This is a genomic window from Kitasatospora sp. NPDC059648 (assembly GCF_042734825.1).
GTDB lineage: Bacteria > Actinomycetota > Actinomycetes > Streptomycetales > Streptomycetaceae > Kitasatospora.
In genome coordinates this window covers 1-23385 of record NZ_JBHWDU010000067.1, presented here as the reverse complement: position 1 = coordinate 23385, position 23385 = coordinate 1, and the positions used below count along the sequence as shown (strand labels likewise).

Annotated in this window: 18 protein-coding genes and 1 pseudogene; 10 read left to right on the top strand and 9 right to left on the bottom strand. The window is 75.6% G+C overall.

Annotation, left to right across the window (positions count from 1 at the left end):
• Nucleotides 1–61: 61 nt before the first annotated feature.
• The 4 genes and pseudogenes from ACFV1W_RS29875 to ACFV1W_RS29860 all read right to left on the bottom strand — a co-directional run bounded on the left by ACFV1W_RS29875 (nt 62) and on the right by ACFV1W_RS29860 (nt 4084).
• A pseudogene (locus tag ACFV1W_RS29875) lies at nt 62–797 on the bottom strand (class I SAM-dependent methyltransferase).
• Between the two features lie 58 nt (nt 798–855).
• Nucleotides 856–1059 carry a hypothetical protein gene (locus ACFV1W_RS29870; protein ID WP_380420369.1) on the bottom strand — a complete coding sequence of 68 codons (204 nt, stop codon included), beginning with the start codon at nt 1057–1059 and terminating at the stop codon, nt 856–858.
• Between the two features lie 152 nt (nt 1060–1211).
• Nucleotides 1212–2555: a glutamate-cysteine ligase family protein gene (locus ACFV1W_RS29865; protein WP_380420368.1), complete on the bottom strand. Its 1344-nt coding sequence runs from the start codon at nt 2553–2555 to the stop codon at nt 1212–1214.
• On the bottom strand, nt 2552–4084 hold the full coding sequence (locus ACFV1W_RS29860) for a flavin monoamine oxidase family protein (RefSeq protein WP_380420367.1): 1533 nt from the start codon (nt 4082–4084) through the stop codon (nt 2552–2554). The genes ACFV1W_RS29865 and ACFV1W_RS29860 overlap by 4 nt, the downstream gene beginning before the upstream one ends.
• Nucleotides 4085–4342: 258 nt before the next feature.
• Here ACFV1W_RS29860 and ACFV1W_RS29855 point away from each other — a divergent pair, with 258 nt between their 5' ends.
• Together ACFV1W_RS29855 and ACFV1W_RS29850 are read left to right on the top strand one after the other, a co-directional pair.
• The gene (locus ACFV1W_RS29855; protein WP_380420366.1) at nt 4343–4714 is read left to right on the top strand and encodes a hypothetical protein; all 372 of its coding nucleotides are present in this window, start codon (nt 4343–4345) and stop codon (nt 4712–4714) included.
• Between the two features lie 157 nt (nt 4715–4871).
• Entirely contained in the window at nt 4872–5495 is a 624-nt protein-coding gene (locus ACFV1W_RS29850; RefSeq protein WP_380420365.1) for a sigma-70 family RNA polymerase sigma factor, read from the top strand.
• A gap of 19 nt (nt 5496–5514) precedes the next feature.
• On the opposite strand, the gene ACFV1W_RS29845 is transcribed toward ACFV1W_RS29850, so the two are convergent.
• Nucleotides 5515–8469: a BTAD domain-containing putative transcriptional regulator gene (locus ACFV1W_RS29845; RefSeq protein ID WP_380420364.1), complete on the bottom strand. Its 2955-nt coding sequence runs from the start codon at nt 8467–8469 to the stop codon at nt 5515–5517.
• Between the two features lie 233 nt (nt 8470–8702).
• Here ACFV1W_RS29845 and ACFV1W_RS29840 point away from each other — a divergent pair, with 233 nt between their 5' ends.
• The 3 genes from ACFV1W_RS29840 (at nt 8703) to ACFV1W_RS29830 (ending at nt 14613) form a co-directional block, all read left to right on the top strand.
• Entirely contained in the window at nt 8703–9173 is a 471-nt protein-coding gene (locus ACFV1W_RS29840; RefSeq protein WP_380420363.1) for a hypothetical protein, read from the top strand.
• A 52-nt stretch (nt 9174–9225) separates the two neighbouring features.
• Entirely contained in the window at nt 9226–11946 is a 2721-nt protein-coding gene (locus ACFV1W_RS29835) for a BTAD domain-containing putative transcriptional regulator (protein WP_380420362.1), read from the top strand.
• Between the two features lie 231 nt (nt 11947–12177).
• Entirely contained in the window at nt 12178–14613 is a 2436-nt protein-coding gene (locus tag ACFV1W_RS29830; RefSeq protein WP_380420361.1) for a tetratricopeptide repeat protein, read from the top strand.
• A 25-nt stretch (nt 14614–14638) separates the two neighbouring features.
• Here the strand turns inward: ACFV1W_RS29830 and ACFV1W_RS29825 are convergent, their stop codons facing one another.
• Complete coding sequence (locus ACFV1W_RS29825) at nt 14639–15937, bottom strand: serine hydrolase domain-containing protein (RefSeq protein ID WP_380420360.1); 1299 nt, start codon at nt 15935–15937, stop codon at nt 14639–14641.
• A 296-nt stretch (nt 15938–16233) separates the two neighbouring features.
• Between ACFV1W_RS29825 and ACFV1W_RS29820 the strand changes: the two genes are divergently transcribed.
• Together ACFV1W_RS29820 and ACFV1W_RS29815 are read left to right on the top strand one after the other, a co-directional pair.
• A complete protein-coding gene (locus ACFV1W_RS29820; RefSeq protein ID WP_380420359.1) occupies nt 16234–17217 on the top strand; it encodes a phosphatidylserine/phosphatidylglycerophosphate/cardiolipin synthase family protein in 984 nt (327 codons plus the stop codon).
• 175 nt (nt 17218–17392) lie between these two features.
• Entirely contained in the window at nt 17393–18295 is a 903-nt protein-coding gene (locus ACFV1W_RS29815; protein WP_380420358.1) for an alkaline phosphatase family protein, read from the top strand.
• 10 nt (nt 18296–18305) lie between these two features.
• On the opposite strand, the gene ACFV1W_RS29810 is transcribed toward ACFV1W_RS29815, so the two are convergent.
• The gene (locus tag ACFV1W_RS29810; protein ID WP_380420357.1) at nt 18306–19616 is read right to left on the bottom strand and encodes an MFS transporter; all 1311 of its coding nucleotides are present in this window, start codon (nt 19614–19616) and stop codon (nt 18306–18308) included.
• A gap of 81 nt (nt 19617–19697) precedes the next feature.
• Between ACFV1W_RS29810 and ACFV1W_RS29805 the strand changes: the two genes are divergently transcribed.
• Nucleotides 19698–20222: a MarR family winged helix-turn-helix transcriptional regulator gene (locus ACFV1W_RS29805; protein WP_380420356.1), complete on the top strand. Its 525-nt coding sequence runs from the start codon at nt 19698–19700 to the stop codon at nt 20220–20222.
• 102 nt (nt 20223–20324) lie between these two features.
• Nucleotides 20325–20927, top strand: coding sequence for a hypothetical protein (locus tag ACFV1W_RS29800; RefSeq protein WP_380420355.1), 603 nt, complete (start codon nt 20325–20327; stop codon nt 20925–20927).
• Here the strand turns inward: ACFV1W_RS29800 and ACFV1W_RS29795 are convergent.
• Both ACFV1W_RS29795 and ACFV1W_RS29790 read right to left on the bottom strand, forming a co-directional pair.
• Nucleotides 20915–21961, bottom strand: a complete 1047-nt coding sequence (locus ACFV1W_RS29795) for a hypothetical protein (RefSeq protein WP_380420354.1) — start codon at nt 21959–21961, stop codon at nt 20915–20917. The two genes, ACFV1W_RS29800 and ACFV1W_RS29795, sit on opposite strands and share 13 nt — an antisense overlap.
• Before the next feature lie 158 nt (nt 21962–22119).
• Complete coding sequence (locus tag ACFV1W_RS29790) at nt 22120–22590, bottom strand: DUF1348 family protein (protein WP_380420353.1); 471 nt, start codon at nt 22588–22590, stop codon at nt 22120–22122.
• Nucleotides 22591–22692: 102 nt separating this feature from the next.
• Here ACFV1W_RS29790 and ACFV1W_RS29785 point away from each other — a divergent pair, with 102 nt between their 5' ends.
• The gene (locus ACFV1W_RS29785) at nt 22693–23271 is read left to right on the top strand and encodes a TetR/AcrR family transcriptional regulator (protein WP_380420352.1); all 579 of its coding nucleotides are present in this window, start codon (nt 22693–22695) and stop codon (nt 23269–23271) included.
• Nucleotides 23272–23385: the final 114 nt, after the last annotated feature.

Sequence of the window (23385 nt, the reverse complement as noted above, 5' to 3'; positions counted from 1 at the left end):
CCGCGCACCGCTGCGCGGACTGTCCCGACACTGGTCCAACGCGGCCGTCACGTCAACGGGTTCAGCGCGGGCCCGGTCCCCGCTGGTCCGGGCCGACCACCAGCCACCGGGCGGGCAGCTCGATCCGGTCGCCCTCCGGGGTGAACTCGGTGAGGCACAGCGGCATCTCCCCGGAGGCGAGGAACGGCCGAGCGGAAGAGCTCGTCGAAGGCCGCGTCGGGGACCTGGGCGGGGGCGAGGCCGTGCTCGAACACCGGGCGCAGCTTCGGGGGCGGCCCGGACGGGCCCTGCGCGAGCTCGTCGAGGACGCCCTGCGCCGCCTCGGTCGGCTCGGCGACCAGGGCCCGGCCGCGTTCCCCGACCAGGGCGGCGACGGCCTCGGCGAGTGGGCCGCGGTCGGCCGGTTCGCTCTGGTGGATCAGGCCGCGCACGTACACGTTGGCGTCGCCGAGGCGCTCGTGCAGGGCCCGGACGGCGGTCGGATCGGTGGCGTCCAGCTGGCCGAACTCGACCCGCTGCGAGGCGTCCTGACGCCGGGCGAGTCCGACGGCGGCCTCGGACAGGTCGACCCCGAGGACGCGGCCGAAGCGCTGGGCGAGGAAGCGGGTCTGGGTGCCGTTGCCGCAGCCCAGGTCGACGAAGGGCAGCCGGGGATCGCTCAGGTGCGGGCCGAGGAGCGTGAGGTGGCGCTCCGCGGTGAGGGCCGGCTCGGCGTCCCAGATCACGGCGCCCGGCGCGTCGGGCGCATCGCGCCAGAAGCCCTCCCAGGCGTCGCGGTACCGACTCGTCACGCTCATGGCGGGGCCTCCGTCCGTTCACGACGCGACTTCGTCACGCACCGTGTCGGGTCCGTGTCTACCGGTCGCGGGTCCGGTAGGGCAAGGACCCGGGCCCGGCCGGGCGGGAGGTCGAGCGGGGTGCGCCCGTCGCCCCGAGGACCGGGCTGTCCAGCGGGCTGGCGGCGAGGCGCTCCCGCACCAGCGCGAACCCGGCGCGCAGCCCGCGCCCCCGGCGGCGCGCGCCGGGGGCGACGGAGTGGAACGCGGTGACGACGGACATGCGGCTCACCTCCGGAAGGACCTGCGGGCCTGCAGGTGCGTTCCCCAGCCTGCACCGCCCCGCCCGCGCCCGGTGCCGGATCGACGGGCTGCTGACGCGCTGCTGACAGGCTCCTGACGGCTGGCGGACCCCGGGCCCCGGGCCCCGCGGGTTCAGACCCGGTGGGCGGCGACGTAGCGGGCCGGGTCGCGGCGGAACTCGCCGTGCCAGCGCCGGAGGCACTGCTCGGCGAAGGTACGGCCGGTGGCGACGATCTCGTCCAGCGGGTCCAGGTAGCCGGGGACGTGGGGCGGTTCGAGGCCCGCTGCCACGCGCGCGTCCAGGCCGGCCCGGGCGAGGCGGAGCAGTTCGGCGGCCAGCGGGCGGACGGGATCGCCGCCCAGCCGGGTGTCGAGGCCGCGGACGGGCAGTTCGGCGAGTGCGGCGCGGTGCTGCGCCACGGTGTGGTGACCGAGCAGCTTCCAGGCGGCTGCGCGGGATCCGGGGTGGTAGGTGAGGCCGGTCCACAGGGCGGGGACGGCGGCGATGAACCGGTACGGCGGACCGTCCGAGCCCCGCAGTTCCAGGGTGTTGCGGACCCGGGTGTGGGTCCAGAGCTGGTTGAGGTGGGCGGTCCAGTGAGCGGGCGTGGGGCGCGACCCGTCGTCGTAGCCGTGCCGGAGGAGCTCGGCGAAGGGGCGGTCGGGTGCCGGGTGGTAGCGGCCGTCCGGGGTGCGGTAGTGGATCAGGGGGATGCCGAGGGCCCAGTCGATCACGTCGTCCACGTCGACGTCCGGGAGCAGGGCGGGCGGGAGCACCCCGGTCCGTCGGGGGTCCATCCCTAACCAGGCCCAGCTGCGGTGGGACAGCAGGCCCTTTGAACGCCCCTCCTGAATGGGGGAGTTGACCAGAAGGGCGGCGACCACCGGCGCGGCGGCCAGCTGGGTGCGCAGCTTCTCGGTGAAGTCCCCCGGCGACAGGTAGTCCAGCGTGACCTGGGTGGAGAGCGACAGCGCCATGATGTACCGCGCCCGGTCGCCCGCCGGGCCCAGCCGGGCGAAGTAGTCCCGCATGATGGCGCCCCTGGTCATCGGCACCCACTGCACGTCGGCCAGCCGGTCGAACGGGACGTTGCCGCCGGGCACCAGGGCCAGGCCGAACCGGCCCACCAGGTCGGCGAGTTGCTCCAGGGCGGTGCGCACGTCGTGCACCGCCTCGGCCACGCTTGGGGCGGGCACCGAGGAGTATTCGAGCTGGCCGCCGTGCTCCAGGGTGATCTGGCTGCCGTCCGGGCGCAGGACGCCGGTCAGCCGTCCGGCGTCCTCCTGGCGCTCGCCGCCCCAGCGGGCCAGCACCGCTTCCAGCACGGCCAGCACGCCGCGGTCCCCGGAGTAGCGGGCGGCCAGCCCGGTGGCGGGGTCGAGCAGGCCGCACTCGACCTCGATGCCGACCCGCTCGCTGCGGGAGGGTCGGAACGGGGCGCGCAGGTCGTCCCGGGCCAGCTCCTCGTCGGTCACGCGGTGCCCACCTGGGTGGCGATCCGGAGGTGGCCGGCCCGGTCGAGCACGGCGCCCACCGCGTCGAGGGCGGACCGGGCTGCGCCCTGGCACCAGGCGTGGGCGCCGGACAGGTGCTCGCCGGCGAAGAAGATCCGCGGGTCCTCGGCGGGGTGCGGCGAGCCGAGCACCGCCAGGTACCGGGTGTGCTCGCCGGGCGTCAGGTGCGCGAAGGCGCCGCCGCCCATGCCGGTCTGCACGTCCCAGTCGCAGTGCAGGATGTCGTCCACGTCGTCGGAGATGCCGGGGTGGAGCCGTTCCAGGCAGTCCAGGACCAGGGCGTCGCGGTCCGCCGGAGGCAGCGCGGCGAAGCGCCGGGCGTTCGCGCCCCACTGGTAGGCGCCGAGCAGGGCGGTCGGCTCGGCCGAGCGCAGCGGGTCGCGGGCGGCCCAGCGGTGGTCGGCGCTGCCGTTGACGCCGTCCGTGACCGGCATCGCGTTGTCCGACGGGTACCAGCACTGCTGGATGGGCAGGTCGGTGAAGCTCCCGCCGCCGTGGATGCCGTCCTCCAGCTCCCAGCGGCGGCGGGTGAGGTGGAGGACGGTCTTGCTGCTGCTGGCGTAGCTGATGCCGCGCACGGCGTGCCGCTGGGAGTGGGGCAGGCCCGGGCTGACGGCGATCTGGTCGAGCGCGGGAGCCGGGACGCAGCACACCACGTAGTCGGCGCGGTCCTCCAGCGGGGCGCCGAGCCGCTTGCCGTGGATCCGGACGCCGTCCGTGGTGAGCGCCAGTTCGTCGATCCGGCTGGACAGCCGGAGCGTGTCGGGCCGAAGGGCCCGGACGAAGGCGTGGATCAGCGCCTCCAGCCCGTTGACCAGCTCGACCTGCCCTTCGTGGAACAGGCCGAAGTAGTCGACCAGGACCTCCAGCAGGGAGGACTGCTCGTAGTGGGCGAGCCCGCTGGCGTGGCCGATGAGGTCCCAGGCGTCCTGCGACAGGTGCTCGTGGACGAACTGCCACAGGGACACCGAGGCCGCCCGTTCCAGCGCCGGGTCGTCCCAGCGGCCGGCCAGCGTGTGCTCCTGCTGCTCGGCGGTGAGCGAGCGCCACACCGGGCCGAGCAGGCGGTCCAGCACCGGTGCCGGGGCCTGCCGTTCGTCCGGGCGCAGCGTGTAGGCGGGGTAGAGGGCGGCGACGTCCCGGACCCGCACCCGCCGGCCGCGCAGGTGGTAGTAGGCGCGCGGGTTGGCGTTGACGAAGGGGCGGGTCTCCAGGCGGAACCGGGAGACGTAGTGCAGCACGCAGTGGTGGTTGCCGGGGATGCGCATGGCGCCGAGGTCGATGTGGGTGCCGTCCCAGAAGCGGTGGGTCCGCACCCGTCCGCCAGGGCGGTTGGAGCGCTCGTAGACCACGACGTCGAAGCCGCGCCGTTCCAGCTCGTACGCGCAGACCAGGCCGGCGACTCCCGCGCCGACGACGGCGACCCGCCCGCGGGCGCCCCCCACCGGGTTCAGCAGGGAACGCGGGAACGCAAAGCTCGTATCGAACATCGACACCGCACCCCTCTGGAGACCGGACTTCCGCCTCAGCCTGGTCCAGGCCTGGTTCGTGTGCCACTCAGCAGCGCCGACGCGAGTGACGGGGCGGACCCGGCCGCGCAGAGCCAACATTGCTACCAAGACCGGGGGCCGCGCCCGTGCGCGGGCCGCCGTACCCGTACCGACGGGTGACGGCCCCTGGGCTGCGGCTGAACCCCGCTCGACGGGAGCCACGTTGAGCGGGACGGAACGGGACGGGGGAGGAACGGGATGGATGCGGACGGCCCGGAGGTGCGTGCGTACATCGCGGCCCTGGTGCGGATGGGCGCACCGGAGGCGCCGGGGCCGCGGTGCCCGCCCGCACTGGCGGTGCCGGCGGGCACGGCGGCCGAGGTGACGGCCGTCGCCCGGCGGCTGGCGCTGGGTGCGCTGCCGGACCGGCAGCGGCGGCCGGAGCCGACGCCGGGGCTGCTGGCCGTGGCGAGGGATCTGGTGGTGGACGTCCACCCCTCCGCGCCGGGGTGGACGGTGGCCGAGCGGGAGCGGCTCGCGGGGTGGGTCGCGGTGCTGGTCGAGCACCGAGGCGAGGACGGCATCGAGGAGCTGGTCCGGGAGCTGGCCCGGGAGGCCGGCGGGGGCTGACCGGTGGCCCCCGGCGGGGCCCCGATGCCCGCGGGCGGGGGCGTTGGCGGATCGTTGGCAGGTCCTTGGCGGCGCCGGGCAGGCTGCTTCCGACCGCCACGGGGGATGTACGGCGGAAGCCCTGCCATGTGCCCTTGCCCGACCTGAGAGGTAGCGCGTGTCGAAGCCGTCCGTCGCCCGTCCCGCACCCGTCGCCCAGCCGCCCGCGGCTCCCCCGGCCGCCACCGCGGCGGCCCCCGAGCCGGCCCCAGCCCGGCCGACCCTCGACCCCGACACCCTGGCCGAGATCCACCGGCTGCACGGCGGCTACCTGCTGCGCGCCCTGATGCGCACCACCGGCGGTGACCGCGGCAAGGCCGAGGACATCCTGCAGGAGACCCTGCTGCGCGCCTGGCAGCACCCGGAGGCCTTGGCCGCCGGCCCCGAGCGGGCCCGCCCCTGGCTGTTCACCGTCGCCAGGCGGATAGCCATCGACCACTACCGGATGGCCGCCGCCCGCGCCAAGGAGGCGATCGGCGAGCCGGTCGAGGACCGCCCGCTCGCCGACGACCCGTACGAGCAGGTGGTGGTCGCCCGGGACATCGCGCTGGCGCTGCGACGGGTGCAGAAGCACCACCGCGAGGTACTGGTCGAACTGCACCTGAGGGACCGCTCCGTGGTGGAGGCCTCGGCCCGCCTGGGGGTGCCGCCGGGGACGGTCAAGTCCCGGAACTTCTACGCGGTACGGGCCCTGCGGCCGGTCCTGGCGGCGGAGCACGGGTACGCCCCGGTCACCGGTTGAGCGCGGCCGGGGTGCCGTCTCACGGGGTGCGCAGGCTGAGCGAGGCCTCCAGGCCCGCGGTGAACCCGCTGCGGTAGCCCGCCAGCCGGTCGTGCCGGCGGAAGCGCTCCAGCGCCGAGGCGAGCCGTGCCCGCACCTGCGGCGCACGGCCCCGGGCCACCAGGTGGGCCGCGTACGACTGCTCGGTGACGGCGTGCAGGTAGAGCAGCCCCGCCTCCTCGCAGGCGGCGAGCAGCCGGTGCCAGGCGAGGTCCGCCGCCTCCTCCCGGACGGTCGGCGGCAGCGCCTGGGCCTCGGTCAGCAGCGACCACAGGTGCACCTGGGTGACCGGACGCGGCGGCAGCAGTTCCCGGGCCTCCCGGGAGCGGCGCTGCGCGCCCGTCGGATCGCCGGTCGCCAGGTCCACCCAGCCCTGGTGCACCAGGGCGTCGACCAGCCGCTTGCGGTTGCCGGACTCCACGGCCAGCGCGGCGGCCTCGGCCGCCAGCCGCCGCGCCTCGGCGGGGTTCCCGAGCATCGCGGTGACCAGGCCCAGCGTGGCCAGGGACCGTACCCGCGCAGAGTCGGCGGCGGGCCCCTCGGCGGTCTCGGCGGCGGCCACCCCCTTTCGTGCCGCCTCGGCCGACTCGTGACGGCGCTCCAGGGCGACCAGCGCCTGCGCCCGGCAGTTGTGCAAGAAGGCCTCCCCGACCGGGTCGGCGCAGCGCTCGGCGGCCGCCAGGCCGACGTCTGCGCGGGCCAGCCAGTCGGTGAAGCGGCTGGCGCCGTAGTAGAGCGAGCCGGCGGTCAGGGCGAGGCGCCAGGCCCGGTCGGGGTGGCTGACGGCGGCTCCGTCGATCAGCGACCGGATGGCGGGCTCCTCGGCACCGAACCAGTCCAGCGCGGTGCGGATGTCCACGACGGGCGGCAGGTGCTGCGGCGGCCGGGCGGGCACGCCGGGCTCCTCCTGGCCCGGGTCCTCCTGGCCCGGGTCCTCCTGGCCCGGGTCCTCCTGGCCCGGGTCCTCCTGGCCCGGGTCGAGGTAGCTGCCGCAGCGCTGGAGGGCGGCCAGGTAGTGGTCCAGCAGACGGAGGAGGGCGTGCTCCCGCCGCTGTCCGGACGGTGCGGGCTGCTCGGCGAGCAGGTCGACGCTGAACAGCCGGACCAGGTCGGACCGGTGGTAGCGGCCGGGGGCGGCGCCGGTGAGCAGGTGGTGGGAGGCCAGCTCGCCGAGCGTCCGGTGGGCGGTCGCGGCGTCGGTGCCGAGCAGCGCGGCGGCGGCGTGGCCGTCCACCTCGCGGCCGGGGTGGAGGGCGAGCAGGGTGAGGAGTTCCGCGGCCGCTGCCGGGAGTTGGCGCAGGGTCAGGCGCAGCTGCTGCCGCAGTCCGGTGTGCGCGTCCAGCTCCAGGGCGGCCAGCCTGGTCCGTTCGTCGGCGAGTTCGGCGGCCAGTTCGGCGACCGTCCAGCTCGGGTGGGCGGTCAGCCGGGCGGCGGCGATCCGCAGGGCGAGCGGCGACTGTTCGCAGAGGCGGACGAGTTCGGCGCCCCCCCGCGGCTCGGCGCGCAGGCGTTCGGGTGTCAGCAGGTGCTCCAGCAGGTCCAGGGCGTCGTCCTCGGGCAGCGCGGTCAGCCGCAGCAGGGCCGCGTCCTCGGTGGCGACCAGCTTCTCCAGGGAGCCGCGCGCGGTGATCACGGCGGCGCTGCCCGGCCCCTCCGGCAGCAGGCCGGTGAGCTGGTCGGCGTCGGCGGCGTCGTCCAGGACCACCAGCAGGCGGCGGCCCTTGGTGTGCTCCCGGTAGAGCGCGGCGCGGTCGGCCGGGTCGGCGGGGACGGCGTCGTCCGGGACGCCCAGGGCGCGCAGGAAGCGGCCGAGGACGGCCCCGGGCTCGGCGGGACCGGCCGGGTCGAGGCCGCGCAGGTCCGCGTACAGCCGGCCGTCCGGGAAGCGGTCTGCGGCCCGGTGGGCCCAGGCGATGACCAGGGCGCTCTTGCCGATCCCGGCCGGCCCGACCACCAGGGCGGGCCCGTCGGTGGCCCGGTCGGGGGCGCAGGCGCGGTCCAGCCACTGGGTCTCTGCGGTGCGGCCGATCAATTCCACGCGTTGGCGGGGGAGTTGAAGAGGGGGCTGACGGGGTGGCCGGGCGGCCGGGTGAACCGCGGTGGTGCGGACGGCGGTGGGTGCCTCCGGGCGGTCGTCCGCCAGCACCTCGGAGAAGGCGGCCCGCAGTGCCGGGCCGGGGCGGATGCCCAGCTCACGGTCCAGCCGCAGCCGCGCCCGGTGGTAGGCGTCCAGCGCGTCCGCGGGCCGTCCGGCCTGGTGCAGGCAGCGCATCAGCAGCGCCACCAGCTCCTCGCGCAGCCCGTCCCGCCGGACGCTCTGCTCCAGCACCGCCACCGCCGCCGCGCCGGTGCCCCGGCGCAGCCGCAGCCCGGCCCAGCGGAGCAGCGCGGCGGTGGAGGACTGCTTCAGGTGCTCCACGGTGGCGGCGCGCAACGGGGTGTCCGGCAGGTCGGCCAGGGCATCGCCGCGCCACAGCCGCAGCGCCTCCTCCAGCAGGGCGATCGCCTCGTCGTCGTCACCGCCGTCGGCGCGCTCGCCCGCCCGCTCGGCGAGCGCCGTGAACCGCAGCGCGTCCACCTCCTCGGCCGGGCCGCTCAGCAGGTAGCCGCCGGCCCGGGTGTGCAGCTCGAACGGGGTGTCGGCGAGCACCTTGCGCAGCGCCGCGACGTGCCCCTGCACCGCCGCCCGGGCGCTGGCCGGGGGCCGCTCCCCCCACAGCAGCTCGCAGAACCGGTCCATGGTGACGACCTGGCCCAGCCGCAGCGCCGGCAACGCCAGGACAGCCCGCCGCTGGGAGCCCGCCAGCGTGGCGAGGCCACCCGCCGCGACCTCCAGCTCCACCGGCCCGAGCAGCCTGATCCGCACCCGTACCCCCACCTCACCGCACACCGGGACCTGACGGCGGCCGTCGGGGTGGAGCAGTGCAGTGCGCACAGGTGTCCGGTCCGCACTCGAACGCTCGCGGCCGACGGAGCCGCCAGTGGTAGAGAGCATCTGTGGGCGCCAGATGGTTGCCCTCCCGAACCGGATTGCTCACCCGCCCGCCGGACACGGCACCTCCGAAGGCCCGGAGGGGACCGGTCACGGGTCGGACCGCGGGCGCGGTTCGACCGGATGGTGCGGGAGGGGGGTGCGGGAGGGGTGCGGCGGGCCGGTAGCGTGCGGGCATGGACGAGACTCTCGGGAGACATGTGAACGCCCGGTTCGAGCGGCTGGCCCAGCGGGTCCGCGACGAACTCGCCGCCGCCGGACTGCCGGTGGTGGCCCCGGGCCTGGCCGACGAGCTGGCCGTCGGTGCGGCGGTGCGGGTCAGCAGCTGGAGCCAGCACTTCGGGGAGGAGCCGGAGGTGCTGGTGAGCTGGCACACGAGCCCCCGGCTGCGGAGCAGGGCGATGGCGGACCTGCGGCAGTACGGGGAGCCGACCCCGGCCGTCGTCCTGGGCGGTGAGGTCCACCGGGCGATGTCCGCCGCGGTGATCGCGATCCTGACGGCGGCCGGCTTCACCGTCCGGGGCTCGCGGAACGGCTACGCGCCGTTCGACGTGCTGGTCGTGGAGGGACCGGACTTCAGGACGCCGCCGGTCTGGTCCGAGCCGGCGGAGGGCCCGGGCCGCACGGAGGGCGAGCCCGCGAAGTGAACCGGCCCGGTCCGGTTCGGCGTACCGTCCCACGACGGGAGGGAAGGGGAGCATGGACATCGAGCTGCTCGGGCCGATGGCGGTCCGGCGGGAGGACGGCACGGTGGCCACGCCCTCGGCGCCCAAACGGCGCGCGCTGCTGGGGGCCTTGGCGGCACGGCTGAACCAGCCGGTGGGCGCCGAGGAGCTGATCGAGCTGGTCTGGGACGGCGCCGCGCCGCCGACCGCGCGGGCAGCGCTGCAGGGCCATGTCGCGGCCCTGCGGCAGCAGTTGGACGATCCCCGGCTGGTGCTGGGCACCCGGGGCGGCGGGTACGTCCTGGAGGGCGACGCGGACCGGGTGGACCTGGTGCGCTTCAAGACGCTCTGCGGCCGGGCGGGGCTGATGGTGCCCGACGCGACGGCCCGGCCGGGGACGGACGACCCGGCCGTTCCGCTGCTGCGCGCGGCCCTCGACCTGTGGCGCGGCCCGGCGCTCGCCGACTGTGGGTCCGCCCTGCTGCGCGAGCGCACTCTCCCGTACCTGACCGACCTGCGGCTGCGCGCCCTGGACCGGCTGGCGCAGGGACTGGTGCTGGCCGGTCGTGGCGGCGAGCTGGTGGCCGAGCTCACCGAGGCGGTGGACGCGCACCCGAGCCGGCAGCCGCTGGCCGCCCGGCTGGTCGAGTGCCTGGAGCAGGCCGGGCGCGGGCTGGAGGCGCGGGAGCGGTTCGAGCAGGCGGTGGCCCGGCTCTCCGGCCCGCCGGGGCCGGAACTGCGGCAGGCGGGCGAGCAGTTGGCGCGGCACACTCCGCCGGACCGCCGCTTCGTCGGCCGTGCCGCCGAACTCGCCCGGCTGCACGAGGCGTTGGCCGTCTCCGCCCGGACCGCCCGGCCGATCCTGGTCACCGGACCGGCCGGGGTGGGCAAGACCGGCCTGGTCCGGTACTGGGCGGCGCAGCGCTTCCCCGAGGGCGTCCTGCACGCCGACCTGCGGGGCTCCGCCCCGGACGGCCCGCGCCGGCCCGACGACGTCCTGGCCGGCTTCCTCGCCGACCTCGGTGTCGCGCCGGAGGCCGTCCCCGCCGGGCTGGAGGAGCGTGCGGCCCGTTACCGCGGGCTCCTCGCCGACCGCCGGATCCTGATCCTGCTGGACGACGCCGCCTCGTACCGGCAGCTCGCCCCGCTGCTGCCCGACCGGCCCGCGGCGACCAGCACCGCGCTGGGCCCGGTCACCGTCGTCACCAGCCGCGACCGGCTGCGCGAACTGCTGCTCCACGAGGACGCCCTGGTGCTCCCGCTCGGCCCGCTGGAGGCCGAGGACGCCCGGGACCTGCTCGCCCGCGGGCTCGGCCCGGACCGCCCGGCCGACGACCCGGAGACGGCCGCCGAGCTGGCCGACCTCGCCGAGCGGTGCGACCGGCTGCCGCTCGCCCTGCGCCTGGCCTCCGCCCGGCTGGCCGCCCGACCGGACTGGTCCCCGGGCGACCTCACCGCCGAACTCGCCGACGAGCAGACCGGCCTCGCCGCCCTGGCCGGGCTCGGCGCCGCGCGCGGCCCGATCGGCGTCGGCGCCGCCCTGGACCGCACCTACCGGACCCTGCCGCCCGCCGCCGCCCGCCTGTTCACCCTGCTCGGGCTGCACCCCGGCGCGGAGATCGACACCGGCACCGCCGCCGCGCTCGCCGACCTGCGACCGGCCGCCGCCCGCGCCCTGCTGACCGTGCTCGACGCCGTCCACCTGCTGGCCGAGACCACCCCGGGCCGCTACACCCGGCGCGAACTGGTCCGTCGCTACGCCGCCGGACAGGCCGCCGCGCTGGACTGCGAGGAGCGCTCCGGCGCCCTCGACCGGCTGATCGCCCACTACCTGGAGCTCACCGCCCCGTGGGCGGGCGAGGACGGCGAGGAGGCCGAGGGCGGAAGGCTCCCGGCGGCCTGGTTCCGCCGGGAGGAGAGCGCGCTGCGTGCGGTGGTGCTCCGCGCCGAGCAGTACGGGCGCACCCGCGCCGCCTGGCAACTCGCCCACCGGATCAGCCTGCTGTACGAGCGTGCGGACGAGCGGCCGGGCGAGCAGGGCGGCCGGGACCGGGCGCACTGGCGGACCGTTGCCGAGATCGGGCTGCGCGCCGCGCACGCCGACCGGGACGACGCCGCCCTCGCCCGGTTGGGCACCGACCTCGCCGTCCTGCACGTCCGTCGGGCGGCCCACCGCACCGCCCTGGAGCACCTGGACACGGCGGTCGCGGCCGCCGACCGGGCCGGGGGAGCGGTGCTGCGCCACCACTGCCGCAGCCGGGTGGCCGCCGCGCTGGTACGGGCCGGGCAGCACGACCGGGCGGTGCCGCTGCTCACCGACCTGGTGGCCGCCGCCCGGACCCCGGCGGCCGGGCACCTGCTGGTGCGCGCCCTCACGGACCTCGCCGAGGCCCTGGTGCTGGGCGGCGCCCCGGACCGGGCCCTCGCCCACGCGGACGAGGCGGTCCGCACGGTCACCGCCCGCACCGAAAGGGGCCGCACGGACGCCGCCCCCACCGCCGGCGGCCGACCGGACGGGGTCGAGGCGGTGCTCGCCACCCACAGCCGGGCCCGCGCCCTGCACGCCCTCGGCCGCCGGGAGGCCGCGCTGTCCTCGGCCCGGCTCGCCGTCGCGCTCGGCCGCACCGTCGGCGACGCCGCCGTGGAGGCGCGTTCGCACGGTCTGCTCGCCGACCTGCTCTTCGAGCTCGGCCGCAGCGTCGAAGGGGCGGAGGCCAGAGGGCAGGAACAGGCGCTGACGGCGGCCGAACGCTGACGACGAGCGCCGCGCACCGGTGCACAACTGCCTCCCGCACCGGCGGCACAGGCGGAACTACCGGCGGTTCCGGCACGCGGGAACCACTCGCCGGTCCGCCCCGTCCCAGGTGTCCCCGCAGGCGGGGGCGGGTGTGCGCGCCGATTCCGCCGAGGCATACTTCTGCCTGAGGGGAACTGCCCGGCACGGCGCCCGGCAGAACTGCGGAAGCACGGAACCAGGGGCGGGGACATGTCGGGGGCGAACGGAACCGGGGGGTTCGGCCACCTGCTGGCCGCTCACCGGATGGCAGCCGGCCTGACCCAGGAGGACCTGGCCGCCGGGGCGGGCGTCAGCCTGCGCGCCCTCGGGGACATGGAACGCGGCCGCACCCGGGGGCCGCAGCGGCGAACCGTCCGGGCCCTGGCCGCAGCCCTGGGCCTGGACGGCGCACAGACCGCCGCACTGGAGGGGGCCGCGCAGTCCGGCCGGCCCCGGGGCGTGCGGCAGGTGCCGCCGCAGGGGCAGTCCGCCCGGCCCTCCGCAGCGTCCGCGGCCCAGGCCGCACCCGTACCGGAACCGCTAACGCCGCCCGCACCCGTACCGGAACCGCCGGCGCCGCCCGCACCCGCGGCGCCGCCCGCACCGGACGCCACCGCGGACCCCGCGCCCCCCGGGGCGCTCGCCCTGCCGCGCGACCTCGCCGACTTCACCGCCCGCGAGCAGGCCCTCGCCGAACTCGCCGCCCTCATGGCCGACGAGCACCCCACCCACCCCCGGGTGGTGCTGATCAGCGGTCAGCCGGGCCTCGGCAAGACCGCCTTCGCCCTGCACGCCGCCCACGCGCTCGCCCCGGCCTTCCCGGACGGTCAGCTCTCCCTCGACCTCGGCGGCACGGCCGCCACCCCGCTGCCCGCCCGCGAGGCGCTCGGCCAGGTGCTGCGCGCCCTCGGCGTGGCGGACGGCGCGGTGCCCGCCGGGACGGACGAGCGGGCGGGTCTGTTCCGCGCCCTGGTCCGCGACCGCCGGTTGGTCCTGGTGCTGGACAACGCCGCCGACGAGGCCCAGGTGCGCCCGCTGCTGCCGGGCTCCGGGCCGGCGGTGACCGTCGTGACCAGCCGTCACGCGCTGCCCGGCCTGGAGGCGGTGCACCGGCTGCGGCTGGACGTGCTGTCCCCGGCCGAGGCGTCCGTGCTGCTGGCCAGGATCGCCGGGCCCGAACGGGTCGAGGCCGCCCCGGACGCGGCCGCCGAACTCGCCCGGCTCTGCGGCTACCTGCCGCTCGCGCTGCGGATCGCCGGGCAGCGGCTGGTCGCCCGCCCGCAGCAGCCGGTGGCCCAGCTGGCCCGCCAGCTCGCCGCCGAGGAGACCCGCCTGGACCTGCTGGAGACCGGGGACCTGGCCGTTCGCCCGGCCTTCGAACTCTCCTACCGCCGACTGCCCGCCGAATCCCGGCTGGTGCTGCGCCGCTGCGCGCTGACCGCCGGGCCGGACTTCACCGCGGCCGTGCTGGCCCGCTACGCCGGGCTGTCGGCCGCGCGCACCGAACTCGTCCTGGAGCAGCTCGTCGACGCCGGCCTGGTGCAGTCGGCCGCGCCGGAGCGCTACCGGCTGCACGACCTGGTGCGGCTGTACGCGGGCGAGCGCCTGGCGGCCGACGAGACGGCCGAGGCCGTCGCCGACGCCCTTACCCAGGCCGGGAGTTGGCTGCTGCGCGAGGCGGCGGCCCACGGCCTGCGGTTCGACCCGGACCACGCCGCGACCGCCGGGTCCGCGCCCGCCGACGACGGCTCCGTCCCGCCCGCCGTGCCCGAGAAGGACGGCTCCGTCCCGCTCGCCGAGGCCGCGCGCTGGCTGGAGGAGGAGCACCCGGAGTGGCTGGCCGCGCTGTACCGGGCGCAGCGGGAGGGCCGCCACCGGGAGGTGATCGACACCGCCGAGGCCATGCACTGGTTCTCCGACCGCCTGGTCAGCTGGGACCTCTGGGGCGAGGTGTTCCAGCTGTCGGTGGACGCGGCCCGCGCGAGCGGCGACCGGCAGGCGGAGGCGGTGCACGTGAACTACCTGGCCTGGACGTACGTCACCTGTCTGCACCGTTACCGGCGCGGCATCGAACTCGCCGGTGAGGGGCTGGAGTTGGCCCGCGGGGTGGGCGACCACGAGCAGCAGGGCTGGGCACTCACCTACCTCGGCACCGGGCTGCGCCGGCTCCAGCGGTACCAGGAGGCCGGCGAGAGCTACCAGCGGGCGGCGGAGGCCTTCGCCGAGGTCGACAACCGGGCCGCGATGATCGGCCGGCTGGTCACCCTGCGCGGCGTCGCGACTTGCCTGCGCCACCTGGGCCGGGCCGAGGAGGCGCAGGACTCCCGCCGCCGGGCGCTGGCCCGCGCCCTGGAGCTGGTGGAGCGCTGGTCCTCGCCGCTGATGCACCTGATGGCCGCCATGACGGCGCACGAACTCGGCCAGGACCGCGCGGCGTTGAAGCGCTGGCCGGCCGCCGAGAAGGCCTACCGGCAGGCGCTGGTCCACTACGAGGCGATCGGGCGTCCGGACAGCATGACCAAGACGCTGACCGAACTCGGCACCGCGCTGATCGAGCAGGGCCGCGCCGAGGAGGCCCGGGAGATCCTCACCGAGGCGCTCACCGATCTGAGCGCGGACGGCCGCCGCGGCCGGAGCCCCGTGTAGCCGGCCCCGGCCGCAGCGCCAGGGGTCAGATCCGGGTGTCCTCCACCACGGGCAGCCACCGGTCGCCCTGGTCGCCTTGGCCGTCCCCGCCCTCCTGGCCGTCCCGCGCGGACGGCGCGAAGGCCGTCCGCGGTGCGGCCGACGGCTTCTTCCCGCAGAAGGCCGGCTCCAGCGCGTTCATCAGCCCCTGGGTGACGGAACCGTTGTTGGACGCGTTGGCGAAGACGACCACCGAGCGGTGGCCGTCCGGGGTGGTGAAGGACTGGGTCTGGTAGCCCTGGACGATGCCGCCGTGCCCGTACACGTCCCCGCAGGACAGCGAGATGCGACGCAGCCCCAGCCCGTAGGAGATCTTGGGGGTCGGGGTGGGCAGCGCGGCCTCCATCTGGCGCAGCGAGTCGTCCGAGACCAGTCCACCGGAGCTGCCGGCCATCAGGGCGGTGAGGAAGGTGTCGAGGTCCTCGGCCGTGGAGATGACGGCGCCGGCGCTCCACACCCAGGAGCCGGTCTGCTCGGTGGAGTCCAGCAGCGGCTTGCCGCGGTCGTCGTTGGTGAGGTAACCGGTGACGTGGGCGCCCCGGATCCGCTGGTCGGGGACGACGAAGGAGGTCTTCGTGAGGCCGAGCGGCTCGATGATCCGATCCCGCAGCACGTCCGCGTACGGGCGGCCGGTGAGGTGCTCGACGGCGAGGCCCATCAGCACGAAGTCGGTGTTGGAGTAGGAGTAGCGGCTGCCCGGCGCGTACTGCTGGCCGTGCTTGACGGACATCGCGACCAGGTCGGCCGGGGCGTACACCTTGCTGCGGATGCGGGCCTCGAAGGCGGAGGTGGTCTCCTCGCCGGGCTGCTCCAGCAGGTCGTCGGTGTGGTCGTAGATGCCGGCCCGGTGCTCCATCACCTGGCGGCCGGTCATCGTCCAGCCCTCCGGAAGGGTGCCGGCCGGGAGGTAGTCGCGCAGCGGCTTGTCGAGGTCGATCCGGCCCTCCTGCGCCAGCTGCATCACGAGAACGGCGGCGAACGTCTTGCTGTTGCTGCCGACCCGGAACCTCCACGCGGAGTTCATCGGGGTCCCGTCCAGGTTCGCCCTGCCGACGGTCAGCGAGCGGGTCCGCTCGACGTCGCCGTGGTCGCGGATCACCGCGAAGGCGCCCGGAGCACCCGCGTCCGTGGTGACCTGAAGTGCGCTCAGCACCCCGGCGGTGTCGGGCGCCGGCAGTGTCGCGCCGTCCCGGTCGGCGGCCAGGGCGGGGGCGGTTCCGGACGCCGCCAGGACGGCAGCGGCGGCGGCCACCGCGAGCGGACGCAGAAGGCTGGTCTTCGCCATGTTCCTCGGCTCTCTCGTGGGCTGACGTGGTGTCGGATCGCGTCGATCGGTGATCACTATCACTGGTTCGGGCGGCTGGCCGCAATGTGAACCGGACCGCCCCTCTCATCCGCTCTCGGGCGGGTTTGTCGGGTGCACCGTTCGTTCTCCGGGCCGGGGGCAAGGTTTTACCTCCCGTCGTCTACCCGCGTTGACCGCGCCGCCCCCATGCTGTTCGGGCGCTCGCTCCGCCGTCCGGTGGCGCCCCGCACCGGACCTCTCCCCGGCGACTTCCCCACACCGACCATGGAGTCCCCATGCCCCTGGCCACCTTCGCGCGCCGTGCCGGCGCCCTGCTGCTCGCCGGTGCCGGCCTGATATCCGCCACCGGCACCGCCCGCGCGAGCGGCACCTTCACCGCCGTCGTCTTCCCCGACCAGAGCCACACGGTGGTCTACGACCTGATCAACTCGGCCACCAGGACCATCGACGTCACCATGTACGAGCTGCGCGACACCACGGCGGTCAACGACCTGATCGCCCGCCAGCGGGCCGGCGTCAGGGTCCGGGTCGTCCTGGACGGCCGGCACACCTCGGTCAACGGCTCCGCCTACAACGCGCTGAAGGCGGCCGGCGTCGGCGTGACGTACTCGTCCTCCGCGTTCGTCTACACCCACCAGAAGACCGTCACCGTGGACGGCGCCACGTCCCTGGTCCTGACCGGGAACCTGGACGCCACCTACTACTCGGGCAGCCGCGACTACGGCGTCCTCGACACCGATGCCAACGACGTCAACGCGATCGAGCAGGTCTTCGCCGCCGACTACGCCAAGACCTCGGTCACCCCCTCCGACGGCGACGACCTGGTCTGGTCGCCCACCGACTCGCAGGACCGGCTGCTGGCGCTGATCAACGGCGCGCAGTCCTCCCTGGACGTCGAGGAGCTCGAATTCGGCGACCCGGCCCTGGTCGACGCGATCACGGCGGCCGCCGACCGCGGCGTCACCGTGCGCGTCGTCGGCATGGACCCCGGCTCGTACGGATCCTCCTTCGACGAGGTCACCGCGGCCGGCGCCAAGGTGGTCACCTACTTCTCGACCACCGGCCTGTACGTCCACGCCAAGGCCATCGTCGCCGACTACGGCACCCCCGGCGCCAAGGTGTTCGCCGGCTCGGAGAACTTCTCCGACAACTCGCTGAACAACAACCGCGAGCTGGGCCTGATCGTCTCCGACTCCGGGGTGCTCAACACGATCGAGTCGACCTTCGCCACCGACTTCGCCAACGGCACGCCCTACTAGGGCGTCCTACCGGGGCGTCTCTTCCGGATCATGCCGGGCGTGATCCGGAAGACACGCCCAGGCCGTTCGGCGGACCCGCCGGGCGGGCTCCGGCCCGGTCGGCGGGAGCACGACAGTCCGTCACCCTCCCGTTCCGGGCGGCCCGCCGGGCCGCCCGCCCACCCGAGGACCTGTCATGACCTCGTCCGAGAAGCCCGTGAAGGACTCCCCCCGATCCCGCCGCTCCGCGACCGCGCTCGGCTCGGCCGTCGCGCTGGTCGCGGCCTCCGCCGGGCTGTGGGCGGCCACCGCCACCAGCGCGCAGGCGGCCGGGCTGCCCACGCCCGACCACGTGATCGTCGTGGTGATGGAGAACCACGCCTACAGCCAGATCATCGGCAGCAGCAGCGCGCCGTACCTGAACAACACCCTGAAGGCGGGCGGCGCCAGCCTCACCCAGTCCTTCGCCATCACCCACCCCAGCGAGCCGAACTACTACGCGCTGTTCTCCGGCTCCACCCAGGGCCGGGTCGACGACAGCTGCGTGGCGGTCGGCGGGTTCCAGGCGCCGAACCTGGCCTCCGAGGTGCTCGCCGCGGGGAAGACCTGGGCCAGCTACAACGAGTCCCTGCCCGGCCAGGGCAGTACGGTCTGCAGCAGCGGCAACTACGCGCAGAAGCACAATCCCTGGTTCGGCTTCGGCAACGTGCCGCTGAGCAGCGCCAAGACCTTCGCGCAGTTCCCGACCGACTACACCACCCTGCCCGACGTCTCCTTCGTGATCCCGAACCTGTGCAGCGACATGCACGACTGTTCGATCAGCACGGGTGACACCTGGATCAAGAACAACCTGGGCGCTTACGCCACCTGGGCGCAGAGCCACAACAGCCTGCTGGTCGTCACCTTCGACGAGGACAACAGCCTGTCCGGCAACCGCATCCCGACGCTGCTCTACGGCGCCCACGTCACCCCGGGCAGCAGCTCGGCCACCACCTACAACCACTACAACGTCCTGCGCACCCTGGAGGACCTCTCCGGCGCGAGCGGCCACGCGGGCAACGCGGCGACCGCGACGGACATCACCGGCATCTGGAACTGACCCTCGGGCGTCACGAGTCGAGGGGGACCGGCGGCCGCTCGACGGCCGCCGGTTCCGCCGCTCGCGGGCCGGTGCCGAGCCGGCGCACCCCCGGCACCGCCGCGGTGCCCGTGCACACCAGGGTCACCAGGGCGGCCGCGGCGAGCAGCGGCACCCGGCTGCCCCAGGCGTCGGCCGCCAGCGGGGCCAGCACGTAGCCGAGCGGCGCGGCGGCCAGCGAGAGCAGCCAGTCGTACGAGGTGACCCGGGCCAGCACCTGCGGCGGGAACTCCTCCTGCACCACCGTCTCCCACACCGGGTTGAGGTACCCCAGCCCGGCCATGGCCACCCCGTACGCCGCCACCGTGACGGGCGCGGGCGCCGGAACGGCGAGCGCCAGCAGTGGCAGGCCGTACAGCGCCAGGGCCAGGTTGCCGACCAGCACCGGGCGCCGGGGGCGGAGGCGGCCGGCCGCCAGCGAGCCGAGCAGCAGGCCGACGGCCCCGGCCTGGGTGACGGCCACCCAGACCCCGTCCCCGCCGAGGCGGGTCGCGGCGATCAGCGGGCCGAGGGTGAGCGCGACCGCGCTCGCGCCGTTCCACACCCCGTGGGCGACCAGGCTGGTCCAGTACCAGTCCCGGGCGCACACCTCGCGCCAGCCCTCGGCGAGGTCCCGGCGCAGCGGCCGCGCTCCGGCGGCCGCGAGCGGATCGCGGGCCGCGGGGGCGAGGCGGATGCGGGTGAGCAGGGCGGCGCTCAGCAGGAACGAGACGCCGTCCGCCACGAAGGCCCAGCCGGGCCCCGCGGTGTACACCAGCAGGCCCGCGAGCGCCGGGCCGCCGAGCCGGGCCGCGCTGGTGGCGGAGCCGAGCAGGGCGTTGGCGCGCAGTCGGTGCTCGGCCGGGACGGCGGCCCGGACCAGCGGAGAGGTGGTCGGCATGGCGAAGGCGGAGGCGAGGCCCCCGGCCCCCGAGGCGATCGCGATGTGGGTCAGGTCCGGCCGGGCGCCGAGGAGTTCGAGCCCGACGAGCAACTGGGTGGCGGCGCGCAGCAGGTCGGTGGTGAGCGAGACCAGGCGCGGGTCGAGGCGGTCGCCGGCCACTCCGCCGAAGGGCAGCAGGAGCAGTCGCGGCACCATCGCGCAGCCGAGGACGAGGGCGAGCGCGGCGGAGGAGCCGGTCGCGCGGGTGATGGCGATGGCGAGGGCTGCCGGGACGACGGCGTCGCCGAGGGTGGAGACCGTGCGGCCGAGGAAGAGCAGGCGGAAGTCGCGCAGGTCCAAGGGGTGCCGGAGCTCCGGGTGTGGAGGGGCGGGGCGTCGGGGTGCGGGTCGGCGGAGCACCTGCGGAACTGTATTTCGGCATCGAAATTTTGGCAACGAATATTTCGGTGGCGGCATATCTGCCCTTTGTAGACTCCTCCCATGCCCGAGCACCCCCACCAGCAGCCGACCCCGCCCCGCGACTGGACGGACGGCCACCTCGACCGCTGGATCCCGGTGCTCCCCGGACTCGACCCGGACATCGAGGGCGCGGTGACCCGGATGTCCAGGCTCACCCGCCACCTCGGCCGGGTCCGCGAACAGGGCGTCGCCGACTACGGCCTGCACAAGCACGAGTTCGACACCCTGCACGTCCTGGCCGGCCGCGGCGGCCACGCCGCCCCCTCCGACCTGCGCGCCGACCTCAACCTCGCCCCCGCCTCCGTCACCGGCCGGCTGGAGGCCCTGGAGCGCCGCGGCTTCGTGCTGCGCACCCCCTCGACCGAGGACCGCCGCAAGGTCGACATCGTGCTGACCGGGGCCGGCCGTGCAGCCTGGCAGGAGGCCCTGGAGGTGGTCGGGCGCGAGGAGCGCAGGCTGCTCGGGGTGCTCTCCGAGGAGGAGCGGCGCACGCTCTCGGACCTGTTGCGGAAGGTGATGCTGACCCAGGAGTCGGCGGCGGAGTGACGCGCCGCGCGGCCACGGGCCCGGAGGCCGCCGACTGCTCGGTGGCGGGGCGTCGGCCTCGTGGCTCGACCGGCGGTGCGCCCGGCTGGTATCGATAGGGGCGTGCGATTCGAACTAGTGCCGATGCCGGCCGAGGTGGGGGAGCGGCCCCGGGACGGGCGCGGGTACCCGGTGCCGGCGATCACGCCGTGGCAGGACGGGCGGCCGCAGTTCGCGCTGACCGACCACGGGCGCAGCGCCGACTGCGCGCTGGAGCGGCGGTGTTCGGTGTGCGGGGTGTTCATGGCGCGCGGGCCGGTGTGGCGGGTGGTCGGGCCGGCCGAGAGCGCCGCGATCGCCGAGGCGATCGCGGCGGGGCGCCCGTACCGCAACCTCGCGCCGACCATGGAGGGCCCCGGGCACCGGGCCTGCATGCTGTACGCGTCGATGGTGTGCCCGTACCTGGCCCGGCCCAACGCCCGCCGCAAGGTGACCGCCGGGGGCACGGAGGACCGGCTGACCGCCGCCGCCGTCCGCGGGGCGGCCCGCGGCGGGACGGGGGCGGTGGTCGGCTTCGGTGACTACGAGTACGCGGTCACCGGGACCCGGGTGCTGTTCCGCTTCCTCGACGTGGTCGAGTTCCTGCCGCACGAGTCCGCCGACGAGCACCTGGCCGAGCTGCGGGCCGAGTTGGCCCGCGGCCCGGCGCGGGATCAGGGCCGGTAGACCGGCAGGCCGGGGAGGGTGGAGACCTGGGTCGGCGCGGCGGAGCCGTCGGCCGGCACGGTGTCGACGCCGTCGGGGGTGCGGGCCGCGACGGTCCTGCCGTCGGGGGACCAGGCGGGCTCGGTGAAGTCCGTGGTGGCCGAGGGGGTGAGGTCCTTCTCGGCCTTCTGGTCGTGCTCGGTGGAGCGGGTGAACAGGTGGTCGTGGCCGTTCACCGCGCGGACGAAGACGATCTGCCCGCCGTCCGGGGACAGGGCGGGCTGCGAACCCTTGCCGATGTCCTGGGTGGCCGGGCGGATGTAGTCGTCGTAGATGTAGACCTCGTTCGTCGGGGTGTTGGCGAACGCGACGGCGGCCTGCCGGCCGCCCGCGTCGGCCCAGGTGTTGCCGGTCTGCGGCGGCTGCGGGAGGCCCGCGTTGTCGCCGCCCTCGGAGTTGTGCGGGCTGAGGTCCTCGACGCTGCCGCCCTTGGCGGGGACCTTCACCAGTCGCAGCGCACCGGCCTTCTTGGCGGTGAACACGATGTTGTTGTAGCGCTCGGTCTCGTTGGGGACGGCGTCGCCGCTCGGCCCCTTCGCGGCGTGCTGCCAGGTCGGGTGGGACCACTCCTCGCCGTCAGGGTGCCTGGCGAGGGTGGTCTTGCCGGTGCCGTCCGGGTTGGCGGTCATCAGATCGCCGCTGTCGCCGACGTAGACGACCTTCCTGCCGTCCGGCGACCAGGCGAGGTCGCGCACCACGGAGCCGAAGTCGACGAGGGTGCCGTTCATCGCGACGTTCCTGGTGCCCGTGCTGATGGTCAGGTGGTTGGCGACGGTGGTCCCGTTGACCTCCTTGCCGCCGGGGGCCGGAGTGCCGGGGTGCGAGGCGCCGCCGGGTGCCGCCGATCCGGCCGTCGATCCGGGCGCGCTGCTGCCGGGCGCCGCGGTGGCGCCGGAGTCGGCGTTGTCGGGGCCGCAGGCGGAGAGCAGGACCGCGCTGACGGTGGTCGTCAGTGCGATCGCGGCGGCGCTGCCGAATCGGTTGCGCACGGACATGTCGGATCCCCCTCGGTGGTGCTGTTCGCTTTCGTCAAGGAGGTTCCCAGCCCGAGGTCAGCGCCCGGTGCCCGCTCCGTCACAGCCCTGGAACAGTGCGACCGGACGCGGCGTCAGTTCGTGCGCGTCGCAGGCCGGAAGCCGTTCCGGGCCGATGGTCAGAGGCCGAGTCCGGTGAGGCCCGGGTGGTCGTCGGGGCGGCGGCCGAGCGGCCAGTGGAGCAGTCGCTGCTCGGGGGTGATCGGCAGGTCGTTGACCGAGGCGAGCCGGTGGGCCATCAGCCCGTGCTCGTCGAACTCCCAGTTCTCGTTGCCGTAGGAGCGGTGCCACTGCCCGTCTCCGTCGTGCCACTCGTAGGCGAAGCGGACGGCGATCCGCTCGCCGCCGAACGCCCACAGCTCCTTGACCAGGCGGTAGTCGTGCTCGCGCTGCCACTTGCGGGTGAGGAAGGCGGCGATCTGCTCCCGGCCGGCGAGGAACTCGGCGCGGTTGCGCCAGCGGCTGTCCGGGGTGTAGGCGAGGGCGACGCGCCGGGGGTCGCGGGTGTTCCAGGCGTCCTCGGCGGCCCGGACCTTCCGGCGGGCGGTCTCCTCGGTGAAGGGCGGGACGGGAGGGCGCTGCTCGGCCATGGGTGTCTCCTTGAGAACGGACGCTCCACCGGCGAGAACGATCGTTCTCGCGTCATTTGCTACCCTAGGAGAACCATCGTTCTCACGCAAAGGGCACGGCAGATGGAACAGGCGGAACAGATCGACCCGCGGACCCGGATCCTCGACGCGGCCGAGGAACTGTTCTACGGGCAGGGAGTCCAGGCCGTCGGGATGGACGCCGTCCGGGCCGCCTGCGGACTGACGATGCGCCGCGTCTACCAGCACTTCCCGTCCAAGAACGACCTGGTCGAGGCCTACCTGCAGCGCCGCGACGCGCGCTGGCGGGCGAGCCTGGCCGTCCACGTCTCACGGGCCGGAGGCACGCCCCGGGACCAGGTGCTCTCGGTGTTCGACTGGCTCGGCCGGTGGTTCGCCGAGCCCGGCTTCCGCGGCTGCGCCTTCGTGAACTCCTTCGGCGAGCTCGGCGCCACCACACCGGCCGTCGCGGCCGCCGCCCGGCACCACAAGGCCGAGTTCGCCGGCTACCTGGCCGGCCTGGTCGAGGCCGCCGGGGCCCCGCCCGCCACCGCCGCCCAGCTGGCCCTGCTCGCGGAGGGGGCGATCACCACCGCGGCCGTGCACGGGGACCCGGGCGCCGCCGCCGACGCCGGGACGGCGGCCCGGCTGCTCCTGGATGCCGCGCTGGACGCCCGGAGTTGACCCCGGCCGGGAGCGGGGCCGGCCGGGGGGCCGGGGCCCGTGTCCCCGGGCCCCGGCCGGTACGGCTCAGTTGATTGTGTAGCCGGAGCCGTAGGCGGGGATGACGTACGGGCC